The organism is Lentibacillus sp. L22, assembly GCF_040812445.1.
Taxonomy (GTDB): Bacteria; Bacillota; Bacilli; order Bacillales; family Amphibacillaceae; genus Lentibacillus_C; species Lentibacillus_C daqui.
The window spans coordinates 1-22,723 of the sequence record NZ_JBFNXI010000012.1 but is presented as its reverse complement, the minus strand read 5'-3'; the positions used below and the strand labels follow the sequence as shown (position 1 = coordinate 22,723).

Annotated in this window: 26 protein-coding genes, 2 pseudogenes and 1 riboswitch; of the genes and pseudogenes, 24 read left to right on the top strand and 4 right to left on the bottom strand. The window is 36.6% G+C overall.

The genetic code is table 11. The annotated features are described in order from the left end of the window. Positions 1–2: 2 nt before the first annotated feature. The 12 genes from ABRT01_RS07885 (at position 3) to ABRT01_RS07830 (ending at position 11,589) form a co-directional block, all read left to right on the top strand. Complete coding sequence (locus ABRT01_RS07885; RefSeq protein ID WP_367746759.1) at positions 3–518, top strand: CvpA family protein; 516 nt, start codon at positions 3–5, stop codon at positions 516–518. 195 nt (positions 519–713) lie between these two features. Then, complete coding sequence (locus ABRT01_RS07880; protein ID WP_367746758.1) at positions 714–1,847, top strand: CAP domain-containing protein; 1,134 nt, start codon at positions 714–716, stop codon at positions 1,845–1,847. Between the two features lie 242 nt (positions 1,848–2,089). Then, positions 2,090–2,689 (top strand): M15 family metallopeptidase, encoded by a 600-nt coding sequence (locus ABRT01_RS07875; protein ID WP_367746757.1) that lies wholly within the window; start codon positions 2,090–2,092, stop codon positions 2,687–2,689. A gap of 218 nt (positions 2,690–2,907) precedes the next feature. Continuing rightward, the gene (locus tag ABRT01_RS07870; protein WP_367746756.1) at positions 2,908–3,873 is read left to right on the top strand and encodes an AAA family ATPase; all 966 of its coding nucleotides are present in this window, start codon (positions 2,908–2,910) and stop codon (positions 3,871–3,873) included. Next, a complete protein-coding gene (locus tag ABRT01_RS07865) occupies positions 3,870–5,135 on the top strand; it encodes a DUF58 domain-containing protein (RefSeq protein WP_367746755.1) in 1,266 nt (421 codons plus the stop codon). Before ABRT01_RS07870 ends, ABRT01_RS07865 begins: the two co-directional genes overlap by 4 nt. After that, positions 5,132–7,348 (top strand): DUF4129 domain-containing transglutaminase family protein, encoded by a 2,217-nt coding sequence (locus ABRT01_RS07860; protein ID WP_367746754.1) that lies wholly within the window; start codon positions 5,132–5,134, stop codon positions 7,346–7,348. Before ABRT01_RS07865 ends, ABRT01_RS07860 begins: the two co-directional genes overlap by 4 nt. A gap of 44 nt (positions 7,349–7,392) precedes the next feature. Further along, positions 7,393–7,494: riboswitch (purine riboswitch) on the top strand. 122 nt (positions 7,495–7,616) lie between these two features. Beyond that, positions 7,617–9,152 carry a glutamine-hydrolyzing GMP synthase gene (gene guaA, locus ABRT01_RS07855; RefSeq protein WP_269411353.1) on the top strand — a complete coding sequence of 512 codons (1,536 nt, stop codon included), beginning with the start codon at positions 7,617–7,619 and terminating at the stop codon, positions 9,150–9,152. Between the two features lie 291 nt (positions 9,153–9,443). Beyond that, positions 9,444–9,845, top strand: a complete 402-nt coding sequence (locus ABRT01_RS07850; protein ID WP_269411394.1) for a DUF3139 domain-containing protein — start codon at positions 9,444–9,446, stop codon at positions 9,843–9,845. A 271-nt stretch (positions 9,846–10,116) separates the two neighbouring features. Further along, positions 10,117–10,533, top strand: coding sequence for a hypothetical protein (locus ABRT01_RS07845; protein ID WP_367746753.1), 417 nt, complete (start codon positions 10,117–10,119; stop codon positions 10,531–10,533). A gap of 32 nt (positions 10,534–10,565) precedes the next feature. After that, a complete protein-coding gene (locus tag ABRT01_RS07840; RefSeq protein WP_269411396.1) occupies positions 10,566–10,757 on the top strand; it encodes a hypothetical protein in 192 nt (63 codons plus the stop codon). A gap of 167 nt (positions 10,758–10,924) precedes the next feature. Then, positions 10,925–11,302 (top strand): DUF2147 domain-containing protein, encoded by a 378-nt coding sequence (locus ABRT01_RS07835; protein ID WP_269411397.1) that lies wholly within the window; start codon positions 10,925–10,927, stop codon positions 11,300–11,302. 71 nt (positions 11,303–11,373) lie between these two features. Next, positions 11,374–11,589, top strand: a complete 216-nt coding sequence (locus ABRT01_RS07830) for a hypothetical protein (protein WP_269411398.1) — start codon at positions 11,374–11,376, stop codon at positions 11,587–11,589. 819 nt (positions 11,590–12,408) lie between these two features. Here ABRT01_RS07830 and ABRT01_RS07825 read toward each other — a convergent pair. From ABRT01_RS07825 to ABRT01_RS18360, 4 genes and pseudogenes are all read right to left on the bottom strand, one after another. Then, positions 12,409–12,858 (bottom strand): annotated as a pseudogene (locus tag ABRT01_RS07825) (ATP-binding protein); the annotation flags it as partial. Next, positions 12,854–13,003, bottom strand: a pseudogene (locus tag ABRT01_RS07820) (DUF961 family protein); the annotation flags it as partial. The pseudogenes ABRT01_RS07825 and ABRT01_RS07820, both read right to left, overlap by 5 nt. Continuing rightward, a complete protein-coding gene (locus ABRT01_RS18365) occupies positions 13,000–13,095 on the bottom strand; it encodes a hypothetical protein (protein WP_483101244.1) in 96 nt (31 codons plus the stop codon). The pseudogene ABRT01_RS07820 and the gene ABRT01_RS18365, both read right to left, overlap by 4 nt. Before the next feature lie 56 nt (positions 13,096–13,151). After that, the gene (locus ABRT01_RS18360) at positions 13,152–13,304 is read right to left on the bottom strand and encodes a DUF961 family protein (protein ID WP_439649429.1); all 153 of its coding nucleotides are present in this window, start codon (positions 13,302–13,304) and stop codon (positions 13,152–13,154) included. A gap of 432 nt (positions 13,305–13,736) precedes the next feature. On the opposite strand from ABRT01_RS18360, the gene ABRT01_RS07810 reads away from it, so the two are divergent. The 12 genes from ABRT01_RS07810 (at position 13,737) to ABRT01_RS07755 (ending at position 22,515) form a co-directional block, all read left to right on the top strand. After that, the gene (locus tag ABRT01_RS07810) at positions 13,737–14,363 is read left to right on the top strand and encodes a hypothetical protein (protein ID WP_367746752.1); all 627 of its coding nucleotides are present in this window, start codon (positions 13,737–13,739) and stop codon (positions 14,361–14,363) included. Next, the gene (locus ABRT01_RS07805; protein WP_269411400.1) at positions 14,350–15,336 is read left to right on the top strand and encodes a hypothetical protein; all 987 of its coding nucleotides are present in this window, start codon (positions 14,350–14,352) and stop codon (positions 15,334–15,336) included. Before ABRT01_RS07810 ends, ABRT01_RS07805 begins: the two co-directional genes overlap by 14 nt. A gap of 703 nt (positions 15,337–16,039) precedes the next feature. Next, entirely contained in the window at positions 16,040–16,462 is a 423-nt protein-coding gene (locus ABRT01_RS07800; protein WP_367746751.1) for a hypothetical protein, read from the top strand. A gap of 26 nt (positions 16,463–16,488) precedes the next feature. Continuing rightward, the gene (locus ABRT01_RS07795) at positions 16,489–16,974 is read left to right on the top strand and encodes a hypothetical protein (protein ID WP_367746750.1); all 486 of its coding nucleotides are present in this window, start codon (positions 16,489–16,491) and stop codon (positions 16,972–16,974) included. Positions 16,975–17,533: 559 nt separating this feature from the next. Continuing rightward, positions 17,534–18,067 (top strand): hypothetical protein, encoded by a 534-nt coding sequence (locus ABRT01_RS07790; RefSeq protein ID WP_269411402.1) that lies wholly within the window; start codon positions 17,534–17,536, stop codon positions 18,065–18,067. Positions 18,068–18,127: 60 nt separating this feature from the next. Beyond that, the gene (locus ABRT01_RS07785; protein ID WP_367746749.1) at positions 18,128–18,979 is read left to right on the top strand and encodes a CPBP family intramembrane glutamic endopeptidase; all 852 of its coding nucleotides are present in this window, start codon (positions 18,128–18,130) and stop codon (positions 18,977–18,979) included. Positions 18,980–19,083: 104 nt separating this feature from the next. Beyond that, positions 19,084–19,548: a hypothetical protein gene (locus ABRT01_RS07780; protein WP_367746748.1), complete on the top strand. Its 465-nt coding sequence runs from the start codon at positions 19,084–19,086 to the stop codon at positions 19,546–19,548. Positions 19,549–19,579: 31 nt separating this feature from the next. Beyond that, a protein-coding gene (locus ABRT01_RS07775; RefSeq protein ID WP_367746747.1) for an IS3 family transposase occupies positions 19,580–20,699 on the top strand; the annotation gives its coding sequence in 2 pieces (ribosomal slippage) (positions 19,580–19,848 and positions 19,847–20,699; 1,122 coding nt in all). Between the two features lie 267 nt (positions 20,700–20,966). Continuing rightward, complete coding sequence (locus ABRT01_RS07770) at positions 20,967–21,164, top strand: hypothetical protein (protein WP_367746746.1); 198 nt, start codon at positions 20,967–20,969, stop codon at positions 21,162–21,164. A gap of 56 nt (positions 21,165–21,220) precedes the next feature. Beyond that, complete coding sequence (locus tag ABRT01_RS07765) at positions 21,221–21,418, top strand: hypothetical protein (RefSeq protein WP_367746745.1); 198 nt, start codon at positions 21,221–21,223, stop codon at positions 21,416–21,418. A gap of 129 nt (positions 21,419–21,547) precedes the next feature. After that, entirely contained in the window at positions 21,548–22,069 is a 522-nt protein-coding gene (locus ABRT01_RS07760; protein ID WP_367746744.1) for an HXXEE domain-containing protein, read from the top strand. Between the two features lie 104 nt (positions 22,070–22,173). Further along, the gene (locus ABRT01_RS07755) at positions 22,174–22,515 is read left to right on the top strand and encodes a MerR family transcriptional regulator (protein ID WP_367746783.1); all 342 of its coding nucleotides are present in this window, start codon (positions 22,174–22,176) and stop codon (positions 22,513–22,515) included. Positions 22,516–22,723 lie beyond the last annotated feature (208 nt).

Here is a 22,723-nt window from a genome sequence, read left to right as displayed (position 1 = left end):
CGATGCTAACGTTGATTATTTTACTTATTTTGGTCGGTGGCTTCTTTATCGGATTGAGAAGAGGCCTGGTTAATCAGATCGTTCATTTAACCAGTCTTATTGTTTCACTGGTCGTTGCCTATTTATTTTTTAATGATATTGCTCCGCATTTAAGATGGATTCCTTACCCCGGTTCTGCCGACAGCCAATGGGACTTTTTCTCGAATACTTTAAGCGTGGAAGATATTTATTACCAAGCTATTGCTTTCGCGATCTTGTTCTTTGGTACAAATTTCTTATGGCGCGCGCTTGGTTCCATACTCGATTTTCTGGCAGATTTACCTTTGTTAAGGATAGTGAATCGTTGGCTAGGCGGAGCGTTTGGATTCATGAAAGTATATTTGATCGTTTTTCTACTTTTATACGTAGTTGCTTTTGTTCCAATTGTTTCTGTACAACATGCAGTTACAAATTCGGCATTGGCACAGACGATGGTTCAGCACACGCCGATCCTTTCTGAAAAAATAGAAGAACTGTAAGCTGCCGAGAAGGTAATCCGGGAGCCAGCTCATTCCGGCCGGGAGGGATCCGCTCCAACTTGGGGAGATTCCAAGTTGGAGCTGAAATAAAATGAAACAAATCACAAGGGGTTCCCTAACCAGATTGTATCTCAATACATTTTTAATTGTAAATACCTTCCATGAAAAATCAGAACTATACTGGAGCGTGTAATTGTGAAACGGCTGATTCTACTATTATTGATTGTGTTTATCTGTTATGTTTCAAAACCATTATGGGAAGAGCCAGTTCAACAACTCGTTCCTTCATCTATAGGAGATTCCTTCCGTTCTACAGTCGATTTTGTAAAAGATAAGGCAAATAACAATTTTTCCTTGAATAACTTAAATCAGCAATTAAATTCTCTATTTCAATCGCATGATAATCCGCCGTCAGAATCAAGATATGCGAACGTTGAAACACCAGAATTGACAGCTCCTAAAGATGACACATTTTCAATCCATAATATTGAATTAGGTGAATCAAGGGATGAAGTTGAGCAGGAAACCGGGGAGCCGCAAAGGGCTTCGAAAAATGAATATGGTGTTAGCTGGGAAGCCTATCATCATAACTACCAAAATTTCATCATGGTTGCTTATGATAAAAAAGATATCGTTCGCGGCCTCTTTACTAATCAAGATTTAATTGCCTCTTCAACCGGAATAGAATTGGGAAGCTCAAAACAAGCTGTTCGAGATCAGTTGGGTACTCCCGAATCAACCATGAGAAAAGGTTTGGTCAACTACCAGATTAATGGTAATGGAGAATATGATGTATTCCGCCTCGATAACAACTATGTCACAGTTTTTTATGATGAACATGAAAACAATACGGTTACAGCCATTCAGATGATCGATGAAGGACTGGAACAAAACAAAGATAATATTTATACCGAATCCAGCCAGCAGCTAAAAGAAGGATTTGAATATCAGTTGTTTGATTTAACCAACGCTACAAGAGTAAAGCACAATCTGCCCATTTTAACGTGGGATAATGACGTGAGAGAAACAGCCCGGAAGCATAGCCGGGATATGGCGGACAATCAATATTTCGACCATACAAATTTACAGGGCCAATCCCCGTTTGATCGTATGAAGGAAGACGATATTCAATTTAATATGGCTGGTGAAAACCTGGCGTACGGTCAGTTCAGTAGCATCTTTGCCCATGAAGGGTTGATGAATTCCTTAGGACACAGGGAAAACATCCTTAAGGAAAACTATCAATATTTAGGAGTCGGAGTGGCATTTAATAATAAGTCACAGCCTTACTATACTGAAAACTATTATAGTGATTCACTGTCTCTATAAAAGTTTAATAAAATTGTGGTCGGGAGAGATACGCTCCAGCTCGGTAGCCAGCTTGCTCAGGACGGTAGAGAACGCACCAACTCGGGAGACGGCGCACTCCATGAATTGAACAAAACTGCCCCTAGGGATTGAAAACTATCGATACACCTGTTAGATTATACTACTTGATATTGATTTTGTAAGCTCAAGCATTGGAAAAATAAGTAAAAGATGCTGTTTTATATTTAAGAGGGGAATAGCACATGAAACGCATAAGAAATATACTCCTCCCATGGATGATTATCACCCTGTTTCTAGTTATTCTATTTATCGCCTATAACAAAATGGATGATGGATATCTAGGCTCGGGAAATAGATATGAAGATTTAGGAGAAGATGCGCCGATTCCGAGCGAACTACATCCAAAAGTTGAAAAAAACAAAAATATATTGTTGGAACAAGCGGCTGATATAAATATAGATGTAGTTATCACGGAAGAAACCCGCCCAATTGATGAGCAAAATGAATTATATGCACAGGGACGGTCAACAAGCGGTGATATTGTTACAAATGCAAGGGGTGGTGAATCCTATCACAACTATGGACTGGCCATTGATTATGCCTTGAGGAAAGATAATGGTGAGATCACCTGGGATACACAATATGACGGCAATAACAACGGAAAATCCGATTGGTTGGAAGTTGCTGAGCTTGCAAAAGATCTGGGATTTGAATGGGGCGGTGATTGGAAAAGGTTTCCTGATTATCCTCACCTGCAAATGGATTTTGGTCTAAGCATTAGCCAGCTTCAAAATGGAAAAAGGCCAGCTCATAATAAAAATACGGAAGAAGCGCTTGAATAGACAATCTTATTCACGGCGCTTTTTGCTTTCACTTCACATTCTGACCAAACTATATTTTAATTCCGACGTATAAAAAAATAATAACAGTCAATACTGGATTTTAAATTATTATAATACTCCAAAACTACCTTTACTTGTACTTTTACTTCAATATCCATTTCTAGTATAGTTAGGGTGGAGTACTGTCGGATCCATTCTGTTGTTGGGAAGGAGCAACCATGATGCAGGAAACAATGATGTATAATGAAAAAATTGAAAAGGTATTATCCAATATTAATAGAGTCATGATTGGCAAGGATCAGGAGGTAATATTAAGCTTGGTTGCCTTGCTTGCCGGCGGACACGTATTGCTGGAAGATGTCCCTGGTGTGGGTAAGACGATGCTTGTCAGAGCACTTGCCAAATCATTGGATTGTGATTTTCGCCGGATTCAATTCACGCCCGATTTATTACCGTCTGATGTGACCGGCGTATCAATATATAATCCGAAAGAATTGGAATTTGAATTCAGACCGGGGCCAATTCTCGGCAATATTGTGCTCGCAGATGAGATTAACCGGACCTCACCGAAAACGCAGAGCTCCCTATTGGAAGCAATGGAAGAAAAGAATGTAACCGTTGATGGAAACACGATACCACTAAAACAACCATTTTTTGTCATGGCGACGCAAAACCCGATTGAATATGAAGGGACCTACCCATTGCCGGAAGCCCAGCTTGATCGTTTTTTGTTAAAGCTGAAAATGGGCTACCCAACGCCGGAAGAAGAGGTAAGCATGTTAGAAAGGACATCTGCCCTTCATCCGATTGAACAAGTGACAGCCATTATCACCAAGGAGCAGTTACTGGAGGCACAGGAAGAAGTCAGGGCGGTATATATCGATGAAACTATTCAGCATTATATTGTGAATATGACGACCGCTACGAGGCGGCATCCGGCTATTTATTTGGGAACTAGCCCGCGTGCATCCATCGCTCTGATGAAAGCGGCTAAGGCATATGCCTATATTTCTTCCCGGGACTATTGTATACCTGATGATATAAAATATTTGGCACCATACGTGCTGTCCCATCGGCTTATATTAACAACGGAAGCAAAGTATGATGGACTGACAAATGAACAGGTGATGCAAACGATTATAAACAGTGCGGAGGTACCGATACGAAAGGAATTCAGATCATGAACCGGCTAGCAGGCTTAATGGGCAGGATACTCTTGATTGTTACCCTGTTTGGCGTATTATTTTCCTTCGCGATGTTTCAAGGTGGATTTGTCAGCTGGTTTTTATTTTTCAGCTATCTGCCCATCTTCATTTATCATGTCGGACTACTCATTTATCCGATTCATCGCTTCCAGGTTACCAGACATTTATCACGTTATATTGTGCGATCCGGTGATAGTATAACCGTCACCATAAGGCTGAAACGATCGATCCCATTTCCGCTCTACTATTGTGTCTGTGAGGAAATCTTTCCATTTTCGTTAAACAAACTGGATAAGCGGGTCGAAAAATATCAATACCTGGATCATCCGGAGAAATTACAAGTGAATCGTTCCATGAAACAAGTCATTTTCCCGGGGCTGAAACGGGCGGTAGAGTTGTCATACCAATTAGATGGTGTGCCAAGGGGCGAACATCATTTCCAAGCCATTCGGGTCAAAACGGGAGATGTGTTTGGGTTTATTCAAAAGACACATATATTCCCGGTGGCCGATCAGCTTGTGGCCCATCCCGTTCAACGTCCGATCGAGATGACCGAACGGATGGACAGTTTTGAACAGGGCCCGGTCTCCTCCAACGTATTGCATATGAATAATACCAACATTGCCGCGGGGATTCGTGAATACGAACCGGGGGACAAATTTTCCTGGATTGACTGGAAACAAACAGCGAAGAAACATACGATGATGACCAAGGAATTTGAACAGGAAAAGAGTACAGACACCATTGTTATGCTGGATAATGGTTACTACGACGGGATAAATGGATTAGCTTATGAAGCAGCGATTGAACTAAGTCTGTCTCTGATCGAGGCATTGAAACAACAATCATCCAACATCAGCTTTTTCTCCATTGGCAAAGAAACCGTGCCATTTGCCGTTAATCAGAACCCATATGAAACAGACCGTTTGCTGAACCATTTAACACGAATGCAGCCAAATGGAACAAATCCGTTTGCCTTAGAGTTAAGCAAGACCGTCATGAATTTGCCGTATGTCGGTTTGATCATGCTGGTGACTACACGCCTGGACGATATGCAAACAGTGATTAAACACCTGAGACAACGGGCGAAACAGGTGGTTGTGCATTTGATTCGGCAGGAAAACGCAATCATGGAAGCGGAACGAAAGCAGATCAAGCAATTGCGTTTTCAAGGGGCTATCATTCATGTGATCACGGAAAAACAATTAGTGCGGCAGACAATTGAGGTGAATGCCGGATGAATACGAATGCAAATATAAAGATTCCGTTTTTCTACACCTCGATCCTGTATTTGCTAGGGTTTCTCCTTTTGCTGGAGTGGCTTTATCCTGTTCGGCAAGTGACTGAGATCAGCAACTTGTCTATTTTTATTGTCTATGCCGTGTTTTGTTTTTTGATTTCAATGTTTCAGATCAAATGGTGGCTGTCGTTTATCCTCAAGGGTGCGGCCATGCTGTTTATCATCCATTTATTGTTTATGCCTTACCCATTCTTTAGCAAGGCTTGGCTGCAACAATTTAATTTGGAAATGGCTGCTAATTTTCAATCCTTGGTCATGCAAAACTGGTATGACCTGACACCACTATTTCGCAGCCTTTTATTTCTGCTGCTGATTTGGTTAATGAGCTATCTCCTGTATTATTGGTTTGTTGTGATGAAGCGTATTTTTTTGTTTGTCCTCTTGACGGTGGTTTATGTCGCGATTCTGGATACATTTACTGCTTATGAAGCGGATGGATCAGTTATCCGTATCTTTATTATTTCGTTTGCTGCGCTCGGGCTTGCCAACATGATGAAAGTTATTGATCGTGAATCGATTCGCTTTGCCTGGCTTAAAAAATCACCGGTCTGGATCTTGCCGCTTATTGCAGTTGTGCTGTTCTCCACACTCGTTGGCTACGCTGCACCAAAATTTGATCCGCAATGGCCAGATCCGTTTCCGTTTTTAAGAAATGCTGCGGAAAATGCTGGCTACACCGGTGATGTGGGTGGATTTCACAAAGTTGGCTATGGGGAGGATGATACGCGGCTTGGCGGTTCGTTCATCCAGGATTATACACCGGTTTTTCAGGCGGCGACGAAGCGTGAACATTATTGGCGGATTGAAACGAAGGATGTTTATACCGGTAAAGGTTGGGAAAACTCCAAACCGGCGGATTATATTACTCAGCCACATGATCAATTAAGCTTGGATACATTCAGTGACAGCGTGCCAACCGAGCGGCAAAAGGATATTGTGCAGTTTCAAGGCAATACCCATATCGAAAAGTTGCTTTATCCATATGGCATTCGCCAAGTACAAACCAGGTCGGATGCAGAACTATTACTGGATCAGCATTCAGGGACAATTCGCACACAAGCGGACGGCAAAGCGATCAGCCTGGATAAATATACGATTACCTTTGATTATCCATCTTTCGCTCTGGATCAATTACGCAAAGAATCAGCGGGAGATCCCAAGCAAATTAAAGCGCAATATACCCAGCTCCCGGACGCACTGCCAAAGCGCGTCGGTGAACTGGCCAATGAAATTACAAACGGTAAGGAAAATCGTTATGATCAGGCCAAGGAAATCGAACGTTATTTTGGCCAGCATGGGTTTAGATACCAGACATCCAACATTCCTGTTCCTAAGAGAGATCAGGATTATGTCGAACAATTTTTATTTGATTCACAGGTAGGTTATTGTGATAACTATTCGACATCAATGGTGGTCATGCTCCGAACATTGGGGATCCCGGCCAGGTGGGTAAAAGGATTTACAAGTGGTGAAAAAACCGCTGACCGTATGGATGGTGCTGATGATGCGTATGATGTATATGAGGTAACCAGTGCCAATGCCCATTCATGGGTGGAAGTATATTTTCCGGAATCTGGCTGGGTACCATTTGAACCAACACAAGGATTCTCCAATTTAGCCGATTTCCATGAGAATGTGGAAAATGCCGACGAGGGCAATGACCAAGGAGAAACGGCGGAGACACCAGCTGAACAGGATACCGAACAAAAAGAATCGGAAGCGGAAAAAGATGATCAAGCAGCAACGGATACCAATGAACATACTGATAGGTCGTCTAATTCGCATCTGAATTGGTGGTTACTGGGGATCGCCTCAATGGTAATCATTGTGTTAGCTTTCGTGGTTTACCGATTGCGGTTCCGATTAAAGACAAGGATGGTATCGATGAAATTAAACCGGCAAACTGGTTCACGAACATTTCAGGAAGCCTATCATCATTTGTTGAAATTGCTAAAACGTGATGGAGCGGCATTGAAAACCGGACAAACCCTACGTGAATATGCACAGCAAATTGATAAGAAGTACGGGACAAACGAGATGCGTGTGCTTACCGATTATTATGAACGCATGTTGTATCGCAATGAATTGGATCAGACAGAAATACAGCAGCTAAATGATTTATGGAAAAATTTAATCAGACGGATAACTGCTTGACCAGGAAGACTGATACCAGTAAAATAAATGAAGTAAAATGTAATTTAAATTGTCAAGTGTGCTTTCGTATATCCTCTGAAATATGGTCGGAAAGTTTCTACCGGGACACCGTAAATGTCCTGACTATGAAGGCGGAATATCTATTGGTTGATAAACGGAACCTGGATTTCTGCCTTTTTGTAGCTAATTCGTTGCAATCGGTGGAAATGCAGGTTTTTTTGTATAAATATAAGCACTTAGTATATTAAGCTATGGTAGGAGTGGCAACATGGATAATAATGAAATGATTTTAGTGCTGGACTTTGGCAGCCAGTACAATCAGCTGATCACAAGGCGAATCAGGGAATTCGGCGTTTATAGTGAACTGCATTCCCATCAATTGACGGCTGAAGAGATTAAACAAATGAATCCGGCGGGCATTATTTTATCCGGCGGCCCGCACAGTGTATATGATGAAAATAGTTTCCGCTGTGATGAGAAAATTTTTGATCTTGATATTCCAATTCTGGGCATTTGCTATGGTATGCAATTAATGACCCTACATTTCGATGGCAAGGTAGAAAAGGCGAAAGACCGGGAATACGGTAAGGCGCTTATTTCGTTAAGCCATGATGCTCTTTTATTCCATGATACACCGACTGAGCAAACGGTGTGGATGAGCCATGGTGATAAAGTGATACAGGTACCGGAATCATTTCAAATCGACGCGACGAGTCCATCCACTCCGATTGCAGCGATGAGTGATCCCAACCGTCAATTGTACGGGGTACAGTTTCATCCGGAAGTCCGTCATACAGAATATGGCAACCAATTACTAAAGCAGTTTGTTTTTGACGCGTGCAAATGTGCTGGGGACTGGACAATCGAAAACTTTATCGAACTGGAAACGGAAAAAATCAAGCAACAGGTTGGGGACCGAAACGTTCTCTGTGCACTAAGTGGCGGGGTTGACTCATCCGTTGTGGCAGCATTGATCCATCAGGCGATCGGCGACCAGCTGACTTGTATATTTGTTGACCATGGATTACTCCGTAAAAATGAAGCGGATGATGTCATGAAAACATTCGCGGATGGTTTTCATATGAACATTATCAAAATTGACGCACGGGAGCGATTTTTGAACAAGTTGGCTGGTGTTAGCGATCCCGAACAAAAGCGGAAAATCATCGGTAATGAATTTATTTACGTGTTTGATGACGAAGCGGCCAAGTTAACCGATATTGATTTCCTGGCGCAGGGAACATTGTACACGGACGTGATTGAAAGTGGAACGGAGACTGCGCAAACGATCAAATCGCACCATAATGTTGGCGGACTTCCGGAAGACATGCAATTTGAATTGATTGAACCATTGAACACCTTGTTTAAAGATGAAGTTCGTGAACTTGGCCTGCAACTTGGTGTTCCAGAGCATATTGTTTGGAGACAACCATTCCCTGGGCCAGGTTTAGGTATCCGGGTGCTTGGAGCGATCACTGAACAGAAACTGGAAATTGTTCGTGAATCCGATGCTATTTTAAGAGATGAAATTGCCAAAGCCGGGCTGGAAAAAGACATCTGGCAATATTTCACCGTACTGCCGGATATCCGCAGTGTTGGTGTCATGGGAGATGCCCGCACGTATGATTATACAATTGGTATCAGGGCTGTGACATCGATTGATGGTATGACCTCAGACTGGGCACGGATTCCTTGGGATGTCCTAGAAAAGATCTCCACAAGAATCGTCAACGAGGTGGAACATATTAACCGCGTGGTGTATGATGTGACGAGTAAGCCGCCTGCTACGATTGAGTGGGAATGAGAATACAACTTAACTTGAAGAGGGAACGCCAATTTATAAGGATTTTTCCTAATCTAATATGGATAAAATGATTAAAAAAAAGATAGTTCCCTGCCAAAACCCTGCCAAAATAAAATGGTAGGGTTTTTTGTTTTTTTATTGAATTTTGGTAGGGACTATTTTTTTGTATCCGGATTATCTTGTGGAATAAAATTAAATTTAATGTATGTTAAAATATGTTAAAAGCTTAATTCAAAGTATTTTTTATTACACAAACGGGCCAAATTGTGAAACAGACTGGGGGAAAGGAAGATGAAAAAAGGTATATGGATTGCGATAGGTGTAATTTTACTCATTGTCATAGCAACTCCATTTGTATTTATCTACTTGTTAAACAACGGAAATCCCTATACAAAATATCTAGCTAATAAAAATGTACCAGTTTATTTGGAAGAACAGGGATACACAGAAAATGACATAGAGGAATCGCATTATGTGGAGCCTAAACACGGTATAAACAGTGATTTTTATCACGGGCATTATATGGTCATATTTAAGGATGAGCCTGAAGTGACATATTATTATGGAATCACTAAAAAAGGGAAACAGGTAAAACAGTTCTGTGAAAAAGATATATTATCTTCTGATGGAATTACTGATACAATCGAAGAAAACACCAAACATAGCGAAAAAGACTGTTCTAAATCATTGTAATTATATTCCGGTTGCGATTGTTGAACAAAAAAAGGATACACATACTAGTTATGTCTATCCTTTTTATCCGCAATAATCAGGCAAAAAGTTTTAGGTGTTTTTATCAATGAAATTGAAATGGATGATGTGGTCAGTTCAGTTGATTCATTTATTGAATTAGTTTTGGAAAAAAACAATGAGGAATGGAGAATTGTAGACTTTAATTTTTTTCAGTATTGATAATATGTTATCATAGATTAAATGAAAATTATTCTAATTGAAGGTGATTTTCTTGCATAAACACGTGTTAAAAATAATGGTATTGATGATTTTTTCTATCAGCCTAATAGCATGTGGAAATTCAGAAGCTAAAACAAATAATAATTTAACCTATGAAGATTTAGTAGATTTGACTATGGAAAAGTTTGAATCAGAGTTGCCTAAGTCAGGTGAGTTGGAATATGAACCTTATGATATAGATTATGGAAATGATTTAAGAAGTAATTCAGATATTACAATGTGGGAAAATGGAAAATATATAAAAATTGTTGTTTATGATAAAGAAGAAGATAAAAATGAAACAAACCATTATAGATTAAAAGATGATGAATTAGTGAATATAAACGGTCATCCAGACATTGACTTTGATTCTATAGAGGAACAAGAGCCCGATTATATAGAAGAAAAAGGAAAAATAATTAAGCAGTAATTAATTAGATAAAATTAATAGGAGGTAATAATATGAGTAAAGAAGTGACTAATGAGCAGATTTTACAAGCTATTAGTGAATTATCAAAAGAAGTAAAAGATGTAAAACAAGAGGTGAAGGAAAATTCTGATAAAATAGACAAGTTAGATGCTAAAGTAACTGTATTATCACAGGGATTACTAGATACTCAAGCAGAAGTAAAAATTCTTAAAAATGCAAAATGATAATTGCAATGAAAAGCAATGTCCTGAATTAAAGGGCATTCCAATTAGCGTGTTGAATTATGGTTGATTGGCGTATATTAAACTAACTTAAAATTCACAGACCCGTTTCCTTCAATAAACGACCAGATCGATAACTTTGAGGAATACGCAAAGGAGGATGTCAGTAAATGAAAAAAATCGGCTTGTTATTTGTGATTACTTTTATTTTCATTGTTGCAGGTTGCTCCCAAAACATTGAAGATGAAATTATCGGTACTTGGGAAAGCACAGATAAAGACGATGAGTGTTTAGAAGCGGAAAATGATAAATTAACATTTGAAGAAGACGGAACTGTGATAGGTGTAGAAGATTACAACAAATATAAAATCGCAGAATCTGAAAATGAGGATTTTGATTATGCCGTTTTAAGTGGCGATTTTAGTAACTCAAAACGATATAAAATTAAATTTGATCAAGATGATAATCTATGGTTGGTAGATGAAGATGATGAAGAAGGTTTTGATTCCTCAGTCACTTGTAAAATGGAAAAAGTGAATGATAAATGATGAAAATGAGAAAGATGAATAATGACCAAAAATAGAGTCGCTAAAATAGCATAATTAAAGAGAGTGAATCTATGAGTGTAGTTACTAACTATGCTGATTCTGTGAAGGTAGTTTTTGTTTATCAGAAGAATGAACAAGTGGAGGAAGTTACTCTTAATTCAGCAGAATTAATAGCTTTATTGAACTCTAAACAGGTATGGGTTGAGAATTTTAGAAATAATCTGAAAATAGAAAATACTGTATGGTCTTATAGTGATAGTGTTTCAATACAAATTTATTTAAAATAGTTCTTCTCCGTATTGCTTTCTGACTACTCTAAATTAAATATTTGATTTGTTAAAAGAGCAGATAAATTATCTGTTCTTTTTTATTGAAAAAAATAAGGAGGAATTGTTTTGCTAACGAATAAAACCATTTCAAAAAAGAATTGCAAGATATTGGTTTCTTGCCATATCAAGCTGTAGAGTGCGCCCGGCATGGGCTATAACTTGGTGGTGAAAGTCCACTACAGGCTTGGCAGTAGGAACTGTTAGCGAAAGGCAAGGGTGTCCATTGTGAAGTGGAATCTGAAGGAAGCCGGACGCAAAATCCCGAACTGACGAACAGAAACTGTATACAAGGCTGAATGGGAATGGACGAGTTTGCTCTACAAAACAAAGTCCGATACTGCACGAGTTCCCTACAGTAAATACAGCAGTTACATGGGAGGAAGGTTATAGCCCTTACCCGGAGAGGTCTCACGGACGGGAGCAATCCTGGTTGAAATAAGATTTGTCGTGAGAAGTCAGCAGAAGCCATAATAGTTTCCACAGGAAATGAAGGGCTGAACAATCTTAAATCTTGGAAAACAGGGAGGTGTAGGCATCGCCGCCTAAGCGCAGAAAACATCGCGGTATAGACCAAACAGATGACTGCCTATGGAAAGATAGGTTGGAAACCGAAAGATACATAGGAGTGCGTAGGGATGCCAACATGGATATGAAAGAACAAGATGGTATCAATTTGATCGATGAAGTTATTGTATATGAAAACCTTTGGAAAGCCTATTGGAAAGTGAGAAGCAACAAAGGGGCACCAGGAATTGACGGTATCACGGTATACCAACTCAAAAGCCATATGATGAAGTACTTCTTTCCACTGCCTGTTCCACCAGCAATCAACATATATGGTAACTTATCATATTCCCAATAGAATGATTTCATCAGCTTTAAGCTGCCATTTTGCGCAGTAACTTCCTCAATCGAAATACGGTTCGCAATCATATCATAGAAAAGGACATATTCCACATAGGAATCGTGTAACGCTTTTGATACCAATTCACAGTACAAACCACTTTCCAGTTTGTTTTCGAAATTTAGTAATTGGTCTTGATATTTCCCCAATGTAATTTCTGTTTGAATATAAAGCAATCCTTTTTCAAGCCGATAGTACATTTTAGAAAAGTGACTAATTTTCTCTTTTGTTTTTCCGTTTGGTATGTCTTCAAAAAAGCTACTTGATTGTACTTGTTTTGTTTCATACCATCCGTTTTCCAAGATCATTTTAGCAAGTTTTTGACTTTAAGTCATAGGTGCATTCCTTAACTTCCGATGATACCGTTCCATCTTCATTTTGAAGAAAAACTTCTCTTCGTAATGCAGAAAACTTTAATAAACCAAATGTTTTTTCTTTATCAATGATAATACCTTGTGCTAATCTCATGTTTTTTTCCTCCATGCTTTGCCCATGTCATCTGCATGTAAAATATAATTTGTGAAACCACGTTCTCCAATCTTATAACCCTCTACGGTGATTCTTGCATTGACTAATTTTACTTTTTCCTCATGTTCAAAGAATTTTTTCCTGCTTCTTATGGAAGAATGACTTCAATATCATCTGCACGTTGAATATCGGAATACAGATTATAGCTTCGAGAAAGGGTGGTCATACGTCCATTAATTCTTCGGCGCTGTTCGACCTTGCCTTCTCCTGCGTATTCTAAATTTCCAAAAGTTTTTTCCATGTCGGTGTTACGTGTTTTAATTTCATCGGTATTTTCCTTTCTATGATGTTTATTTGTTTAAAGAGCTAATAAAAGTCATTAAAAGTAGGAGAGCGAGGTGAATATTCTTTCATGGAGTCACAACCTTTTTAAAATACTTAATACAACACAAGTGAAACCTTCATAAATAATTCGAAGTTTCAGTTTGACTACCAAGTTTGAATTTGATACTATTGAAGCAATGGAATATGTAAACAATTCAGATGATTAAATTTAGAAAGGATTGAACAAAATGACTGAATCTAGTGAAAAGAAAATTGATAATACTCTTCCTTATGGACAACGGCTGATAACATAGTTAAATTACTTGATGCCATAAAGAATAAGCAGGGCGATGAAAAAGGAATTAAGGCTACATATACTGGCTCTAAATTAGAAAACACACAAAACACTTTGGAATTACTAGGTATTATTTCTGGTTTAAACCTTACTTCTAGAGGAAAAGCAATTGCTTTTGAGTCTGACGAATTAGTGAGGAATAGTCTTTTTCTAAAAGCGATTATGGAATATCCTCCCTATGAGTATTTCCTATTATATGTTATTCAGGATGGGGCTCCTGAGGAAACGGAAATAGATTTCCTTAAAAACTATTGGGGAAAAAATGATTATGGCACTTCTCCCAACAATCGTAATGAAGCCGCATCAGTATGTTTTTCTATTTTTCAGCTAGCTGGATTGGGGGAATATATCATCGGTCGTAAGGGAAAAAGTACGCGTTTTATTTGGCGGGATAACTACGTCAGTAAAATCAATGCTGCAAAGGAATCCAATGATGAAGTTGTCTCCGAAAATTTCACTGTAGAGAACAATCAAATAAATGATCTTCAGGAAAAACAACAGATGGAAAATAGCTTACAACCTCAGATTATTCAGACGAACAATGGATATAAAATGACTCCTTCCAATCTAACATTTCCAACAACTATAGAAATTAAGGTAGATTTTACCGACTGGGATTTAAAGAAAATCGCGGCTTTTATCAAGCTTTTAAAGGATATAGAATTGGATGAAGACATTTAGAGACTATAGTTTTCCAAGTCAAATAGTATCTGTTACATTTTTAATGGATATTGTTTGTCGTTGTATTGATGGGGCAACTCTGGATAATCTGGTTAGTTATACGGGAAAAAGTAAAAGCTATGTTAAAAACGCCTTAATTGCAGCCTTAACTTTAGAACTTGTTGTAGAAGAAGATAATAAATATTTAGCAGTTTCAGAATGTGCTAATATTCTTTCGAATACACCTACAGAAGAATTAAAGATAGAAGTCTTTAAAAGTTGGCTGCAAAAGTTAGAACCGTTTGTTGTTTTTATGCAGTATATTTCATCTGGTGATAGTATTTCCTTAGCCATAAGAAAAATGACTTCTTTTTACAGTTTTAATCGATCTGTAAGCACTGTTGGAAAAATTCTCTCATCTTGGGGCAAGGGTGTTGGTTTGATAGATAAAAATGGTCACCCTTGCGTGCATACTTTTGAACCTGTCAATTTTGTAGATATAGATAGCATAAGGGCAGAGGTTGAGAGAGATGCCGCAATAAGGCTATATTTGACAGAACAATTATCTGTAGAAATATATTCATGGCTTTCTCATGATGAAATTGAAGAATTGGTTTCAAGCCTTAAAAAACACCAATCTGACGCACGAACATCTATTGGATGTGCTGGGAGAGCTTTAGAAGATATTCTTCGTAGAGTCGCAAGTGATTCTACCCTTGATGTTAGTAAAAAACATGGAATCAATCAAATTGCAAATTACTTGTACTCACATCGCGATGATAGTGGTCAATTGTTAAGTTCAATCCATTCTAAACAGTATAATACCGCTCAAGCCTTAGGAGATATTCGTAATATGGCTGGTCATAGTAAGGAAGCCAAAACCATGGAGCGTTGGGATATTACTATGTCTGGAGCTGTTGGATATATCCATCTGACATTGTCTCTGATAAAAAGTTTATATTACTACACAAAGAAAAAAATATACACATTTTAATGGACAAACATTTGTAAGATTTTTTCAGAAACAGTTAACTTTGAAGGTTTACTATTTCCATTTTTATAATATATTTGTGGAAATTTTTCTTAGCTATAGAAAAAGCCGGAATGATTTCTCATTCCAGCTTTATGATTTATTAAATTCTGTGGCACAGTAGTGGCACACTTTATATCAATTTACATGCTTTTATTGTTTTTGATATTACCTTCAATCCTTTCATATCAACGATATTGCACTATATTGTATTGACGAAGTACTGAATGGGAACAGATAGTAAAAAAAGAGCCGAAATCTTGATTAAGGGAGTTCGGCTCTTAATTATAGTATTACTTTAATTTTATTGATTAGCAAATGATCTTATTTTGATTATGTTCAGATAATAATTAAAAGGAGAATACTTATGATAAAACATACGAATAATCGTATTAACTATTCATTACTGTTTAATCGATACACTCTCATTATAATTGCAATGATTTTATTTTACTTTAAATTATACGTTTTAACTTCCATATACATATTGTTTATAAGTTTATTGTTAATCCTGGTGGACAGAAAAGTATTTAAAAACAAGATAAGGAACTACTTTCTTGAACGGAAAAAACTCAAAAACTTAAATTACTATTATATTACAGACGATAATAAGACAATTGATTTAAGGAAAAGAAAAGATACATATGGTTTATTTCAAGACTTAGCAATGGGGACATTTGTTATATTTATTTTTAATTTTATTTCATTGTATTATCTACTACAATATGTTTTTGATACGTCATCTATTTTGAATTTAATTATGTTGATCGGATTCATTGTCACAATTGTTATCGCTTATGGAGGAATACTAGCTGGAATAGTTTATAAATACACTACGACCATTTACGTTTTAATACCTGGATTAAGTGCATTTATTTATTTTGTTTTTATTGAGCCATTCATTGGTTTTGCACCAATTTTTATTAGATTAACGAGCTATCTACTTATTACACTATCACTGTATTTAATACTGGCATTCGTTTTTCCGGTGCATGTTTTAAGGAAATTAAACAGTAAAACAGTGCTAATTAGTTCCTTTTTAACCATTTCAGCAACTATTCTTACTCAGTTATTTCCTTTTATTTTTTAAAGTATCTTCGGACGGAAAATTATTTTTTGACTGGCAATGATGCAGAAACAGTAACTGGAGTGTCAGATACGCTAAGAAATATAATTGTGGAAAACACAGAATTAATTGATATTATTAATTATTTTATTGAACGAGAAGCTTCAAATCAATTAACGTCAATTATAAGCCTGGTTATTACAACTCTCACGATATCTTATATAATAGGGGGATTAGTAATTAATAGGAAAATAGAAAAAAATAGATTAAAGGCAAAATCGCTTTTTCGAGAACTATTGAAAAATACATTTAAAGTAGATTATCAAATATTAAAACAGTGTTCTTTCTATGGTGGGGAGGAATATGAAAATCTAATATTAAATAATAGTTCGATGTTAGAAGTTGTCATGGATAACGAACCTGACCTTAATAATCCTCGAATATCAAGAATGAAAAGACTTATTGCATGGTATAAAAGAAAGTCTATCTTGTATTCCATTTTGAAAGAGTTAAAACAAATTAGAGACTCTAATTAATACTGCTTTGTTAATTATAGAATTAATTTCCCCATAAAATGACGTCCAAATGAATGAACGTTTGCACAGTAAGAGCGGCAGTATCTTATAGAATTTAACTAAATTTGAATAGTAGAGTTTTGGAAATCAGCATCTGAAATTAACAAGGATTTAACTAAGTGTAATTACATTTTTTCTATACAGTCTATTTGTTTATATACTCCCAAACGTTTTGAGTTTATAGTATTCTTTAAATGGTATAACGGACAAAAAACACTAAAAAACTGCCTAGATTTTATGATATGCTCCCTATGTAGTAGACAGAGAAATAACAAAAAATTTTGGCAGGGAATATTTTATTGGTATCCGGATTATCTTGTGAAATTAAAATTAATTTAAATGTATGTTAAAATAGGATTAAAAGTTCAATTCAAAATATTTTTTATTACATGAACGAGCCAAATTGTAGAACAACTATATAGTTGAAACTTAATATCACTTAAATCGTTATAAAAATTAAGATTAAGAAATATAAAAAATGTATAATCATGAATAAGTCAATAAAAGAAGGGCGATACAATTGAAACAATATCAATTCAATGATGTTTTATACATGAATAAAAGAAATGCTATCCAAGTGGAAAATAAGGAGAAAGAAGGTATTGGAACCATTGAAAAAGCAGATATTTCAGGATGTGAAAAAGGAAATGCAGTGTCATTTATTGCTCACAACGGATCCACTATCAAGATTGGCATTAAAAAACGAAATATCAAAAGCTTACTTGTTGCTACATATGTCATTGAAACAGAAGAGAAGACCTATTTTTTAAAAGATAAGCCAGGGAATAGCCTACTCTACTTTTGTGTTGTAGGAAATATCGACGGACAAGACATTCGTATTGAAGAAAATTGGAGCAGTGATATAGAAGTGAAAATAGACCAAATTCACATCGCTACTATCAAAGCAAATGAGCTCACGTTTAAGACAACCATACTCATCGAAGACAATATTCATGAATCATCTGTACTTTTTGCAGTTACAATATTGATGTACTTTATGTATAAAACTTATAAGAATGAATCCGAATTTATTGAAAATATATTGTTTGATTAATGCTGAAACAACTATGCACTTATGTATAACTTTAAAGTCTTAGTATAAAGGAGCATCCGATTGGATTCATTGAAGTTTAGAATTAGTCGATTGTTTTTGTATTTTCTACTAGTATCGGTATTTCTATTTGTGACAGATAATTTCGGTCAATATTTGATAGAAACTCATGGTATGGACCGAAAAATAGCCATGCTTCTACAAGGAGTTATTTTTACTGGATTAACGCTCATTGTACTTTATATACTCAAGAGAAAAAGTCCAGAGTTGTTTAAAAGTATTGGCTTGAAAGGTGTAAATTCGTCATCTAAGTTGGCTATTGGAATTGCGTTGCCTTTTATTTTACTTGTATTAGGTATTTTAACGGCTTATTTACTCGGCGGGATTGAAAATGTCAGTATAAACTTGACAACAAGTGTTATGATTTCCATTTTAATCAATACAGTAACGGCATTTATGTATGAAGCATTTCCAGAAGAGGTCTTTATCCGTGGATTAATATTTGAAGAGTTGCAAAAAAAATTCCGCTTTTTTATTTCGTTAATTTTGCAACCGTTAATCTTTATTTCGTTACCAACAACAGTGATGGCAATGGAATTTATATTCTTTGATAAGCCATTTGCAATAACTATAGATTATTTTATATTACTCTTTGCTTTTGGAATTGCTTTACAACTTTATAGAGCATATACAGGCTCATTATGGATGAATATAATCTTTCATATTGTTTATCTTGAAGTGGTAAGATATATTTCTTTGGGAGGCACATATGACTCAGGTATTGCACTTCTAGAGTTTGATGAAACGTTTGGAGGCTTCATGACGCTATACCTGTCATTTCTGTTTATTGTAATATTTAGTGTCGTGGCGTTATCAATTTTAATATTATATGATAAAAGAAAAAATAAGTCATAAATGTTCATTTTTTACAACAACATTATAATTGCGTAAAATTAAATTGCCACATTTTCTAATATATATGTGTGTAATACGGCAACAGAAGAGAAAGGAATGTAAAAATGAGAAATTCAACGAAGCTCTTTAATTTCAACGTCCTCCTAATTTTACTGGTTTTATTGATGGCTGGATGTAATGGTAAAGGAGCTACCAATGAAGTCTCTGAACAAAAAGACACAAATAACGACTCCAAATTACAAGAGGAAGTTACTGATGCAGAAGAAGAAACTGATGATACGGAAAAGGATATAAACAATCCAACTGGCAAAACAGAAGATGAACAAGAGCAATCCCAATCATCGACAAATGGAACTAACAACACCAAAGAATCTAATGAAACTAACAATTCGTCCTCTGAGAAAACTGAAAAAGGGGAGACAAATAATACACCCAAAAACGAAAATAACAACGCATTGTCTGGATACTCCCCTCAAGAAATTGAATATGCGCGAGTCTGGTTGCAACTTGGAGAAGTGAAAGATGTGGAGGAATTGAATGTTCGCCATATAATGGACCCAAGAATCTAGACACGAAAAAAGGAGATGTTAAGGTAGGTATATGAAACGAAAAAGATATACAGCCGAATTTAAATCACAAATCGTGTTAGAAGTCTTGAAGGAAGAAAAATCTATGAGCCAAATTGCATCGGAACACGGGATCCATGTGAACCAGATTCATAAATGGAAGACACAGTTCCTGCAAGATATGCCTCAAATCTTTGAGAAACAAAATAAAGACTTGGAAAAAATGAAAGCCGAACATGAAGCACAGGTGGAAAACTTGTATGCCGAAGTCGGGAAACTAACCACGCAATTGTCGTGGCTCAAAAAAAAATCTGGCATCCACCATGACTAAAAAAGAACGCATGGAATTGGTGGACTGGAACGATGCAGAACTATCTATCTCGGAACAGGCTAAATTGCTTGGAATCAATCGTTCCAGTCTTTACTACAAGCCAGTGCTGCCATCAGCCGAAGAAGTGGCCGTGAAGCATCGTATTGATGAGATTTACACCCAATTTCCGTTCTTCGGTTCACGCAGGATTACCCAATTATTAAACCAAGAAGGAGTGAAAATTAATCGTAAAAGAGTACAGCGTCATATGCGTGAAATGGGCATCCAAGCCATCTATCCCGGTCCAAATTTGAGTAAACGCAATCTGCAGCATCGTATTTATCCTTATCTGTTGAAAGGAGTGAACATCAGCCACCCCAACCAAGTTTGGAGTATTGATATTACGTATATTCGCCTGCATCATAGCTGGATGTATTTAACAGCGATTATAGATTGGTATTCCCGTTATATTATTAGTTGGGAATTGGATCAGACGCTGGAAATGGATTTTGTCCTACAAACTGTCCAACAAGCATTCACGGTGAACACGCCTGAGATATTTAATAGTGATCAAGGCAGCCATTTTACAAGTCCGAAATATATTCATCTTTTAAAGGAACATCCATCCATACAAATCAGTATGGACGCAAAAGGGCGGGCATTGGACAATATCATGATTGAACGCTTTTGGAGAAGCTTGAAGTATGAGGAAGTTTACTTAAAAGACTATGATATTCCAAGACAAGCCAGAAGCAATATCAACAATTACATGGATTTTTATAATCATGAACGTCCACACCAATCATTGGATTATCAGACACCAGCTTCGATTTATTTTCATTAGATAGCCATTATCCCATCTTGAGCGATTATCTTTCCTGAGCCAGAGCCTGTCAAGGGAAAGAACGCCCTTGACAGGCTCTGGCTCAGGAAAACCCTGGTCAGTAAGATGGGATAAGGATAAAATAATGGGTCCCACCTTATTTTTATAAAATTGCTGTCTTGACAATGGGGTCCACTTTACCACATTCCATCTGGTACACCTCTTAATCCTGACGATAAAACAAGTGTAAACTATCCCAATGATGTCATTCAACTAACAGGAAGCCGTTTGGTTGATGGCGTGGTAACTTATAGTAGTAATGGAAATGGAACGATTAATGTTTATAACGTTCCTTTGCGTTGGGATGGGAAAAAACCCGCTGGGGAGGATTTTTATAAAAATATTATCAATAACACAAAGTTAGTATCAGTCGATGTAGGCAATGATGAGGAAGTCAAAAAGTTAATTGAAAAAAATAAAAATTAGATTAATTACTACAAATTTAGTTGCACATAAAAAGGGACTTGGTGAAGAGGTGAAATATGAGGTATTTAAAGGGTTTGTATATTGTTATGGCGATAATGGTATTTGTTAATTTGACAAGCGAATACATTTTGAAAGGTAAGTATTCAGCTATTGCGGGTTCGGTTACAGTTCTTTTATTTATTTTTGGAACATTGTTTTTATTTATGCAAGACATTACTTATCCAAGAAGTAATGTGCGGCAAACGCCCAGATAATTGAATAATACCTTTGAAGAACATTGGATATTTATGTTGAAAAAAATAAAGGGATTGTGAAAGATTGTACTTAAGCTAACGGGTAGCTTAGTACAACAAGTAATATGTCCAAATTAATATCAATGTAGAATGGGAGGTGAAAGATTGGATATTTATGTTTGGGTTTTGTCTTTCCTAATCATATTTATGCTTCACAATTTAGAGGAAATTATAACGATTGAAAGATGGTTTCAAAAAACGTATCCTCGGGTTAGTAAAAGGATACCTTCATTTGCACAAAAGGAACTCAAGAATTATAAAGATATTACATCCGTACAGTTTTCTATCGTTGTTTTTGTGTTTTCCGTCTTTGTCTCTGCATTGATATTGATAGCTGTAAATACACAACATCATTATTTGTTTTTGGGGGTAACCCTACTTTTTGCTTTAAACATTTTTACCCATCCATTACAGGCTTTGTACTTAAGGTGCTACACTCCAGGATTTTTGACATCACTATTACTGATTATTCCCTATTACAGTTTATTTTTCTATCACTTCTATAAAACTGATATGTTATCCTTGAACTCGATTGTTGGTTCAATAATTGTAATGGTCTTTCTTATACCAGTATTTCTCCTTAGTCATAAAATTGGAGAGAAGTGGAGTTAACTTTACAATGTAAGCCTCAAATAAAACACACGTAGGAAACAACGGTTATAATTTTACTTGACTCTAACGTAGCGTAATACCTTAGTCTTGAAATATGGAGGTGAATTACACTGTTTACAACGGGGGACGTTTGCAAAAGAACTGGACTTACTGAACGCTCTATACGATACTATTCTAATTTGGATTTATTAAAAGCAAGGAAGAATGCTAACGGCCAGTTAGTTTTATCTAAATTTGAATTAGAAAAAATTGTACAAATGCTTGCCGCGAAGATTACAGGTTATAAACTTAAAGATTTAATAGACCGACAATCTTCATTAGGATTAGTTAAAAATGACTTAACACAAATAATTGCTGACTTAGAAAATATATTATTTCATTTAGACCTAACTGACTCCGAGGAAAATCTTATGGAAAATATAAAGTTGCTTCGGTACTGTCAATAAGTTTGTGTAAATTAATAGAGTATCCTCGGAATTGGGATTTGTTTTCTGACACCTACCCTGGGTACCCAGGGTAGGTGTCAGAAAATTAAATCAGATATTATTTGGTTTCCCGTATCGTTTTTCAAACATGTCCTGTAGCTGCTGATAAGCGCTTGCGAATCCCCTTAATTTTCGTTCTCCCCATCTTTGGTTATAGTCGGTTACTTGA

Coding starts and splice junctions, on each gene's coding strand:
- ABRT01_RS07885 (WP_367746759.1), top strand. CDS start 3: ATGCTAACGTTGATTATTTTACTTATTTTGGTCGGTGGCTTCTTTATC.
- ABRT01_RS07875 (WP_367746757.1), top strand. CDS start 2,090: ATGAAACGCATAAGAAATATACTCCTCCCATGGATGATTATCACCCTG.
- ABRT01_RS07870 (WP_367746756.1), top strand. CDS start 2,908: ATGATGCAGGAAACAATGATGTATAATGAAAAAATTGAAAAGGTATTA.
- ABRT01_RS07865 (WP_367746755.1), top strand. CDS start 3,870: ATGAACCGGCTAGCAGGCTTAATGGGCAGGATACTCTTGATTGTTACC.
- ABRT01_RS07860 (WP_367746754.1), top strand. CDS start 5,132: ATGAATACGAATGCAAATATAAAGATTCCGTTTTTCTACACCTCGATC.
- guaA (WP_269411353.1), top strand. CDS start 7,617: ATGGATAATAATGAAATGATTTTAGTGCTGGACTTTGGCAGCCAGTAC.
- ABRT01_RS07850 (WP_269411394.1), top strand. CDS start 9,444: ATGAAAAAAGGTATATGGATTGCGATAGGTGTAATTTTACTCATTGTC.
- ABRT01_RS07840 (WP_269411396.1), top strand. CDS start 10,566: ATGAGTAAAGAAGTGACTAATGAGCAGATTTTACAAGCTATTAGTGAA.
- ABRT01_RS07835 (WP_269411397.1), top strand. CDS start 10,925: ATGAAAAAAATCGGCTTGTTATTTGTGATTACTTTTATTTTCATTGTT.
- ABRT01_RS07830 (WP_269411398.1), top strand. CDS start 11,374: ATGAGTGTAGTTACTAACTATGCTGATTCTGTGAAGGTAGTTTTTGTT.
- ABRT01_RS18360 (WP_439649429.1), bottom strand. CDS start 13,304: ATGGAAAAAACTTTTGGAAATTTAGAATACGCAGGAGAAGGCAAGGTC.
- ABRT01_RS07805 (WP_269411400.1), top strand. CDS start 14,350: ATGAAGACATTTAGAGACTATAGTTTTCCAAGTCAAATAGTATCTGTT.
- ABRT01_RS07800 (WP_367746751.1), top strand. CDS start 16,040: ATGGGGACATTTGTTATATTTATTTTTAATTTTATTTCATTGTATTAT.
- ABRT01_RS07780 (WP_367746748.1), top strand. CDS start 19,084: ATGAGAAATTCAACGAAGCTCTTTAATTTCAACGTCCTCCTAATTTTA.
- ABRT01_RS07765 (WP_367746745.1), top strand. CDS start 21,221: ATGAGGTATTTAAAGGGTTTGTATATTGTTATGGCGATAATGGTATTT.
- ABRT01_RS07760 (WP_367746744.1), top strand. CDS start 21,548: ATGGGAGGTGAAAGATTGGATATTTATGTTTGGGTTTTGTCTTTCCTA.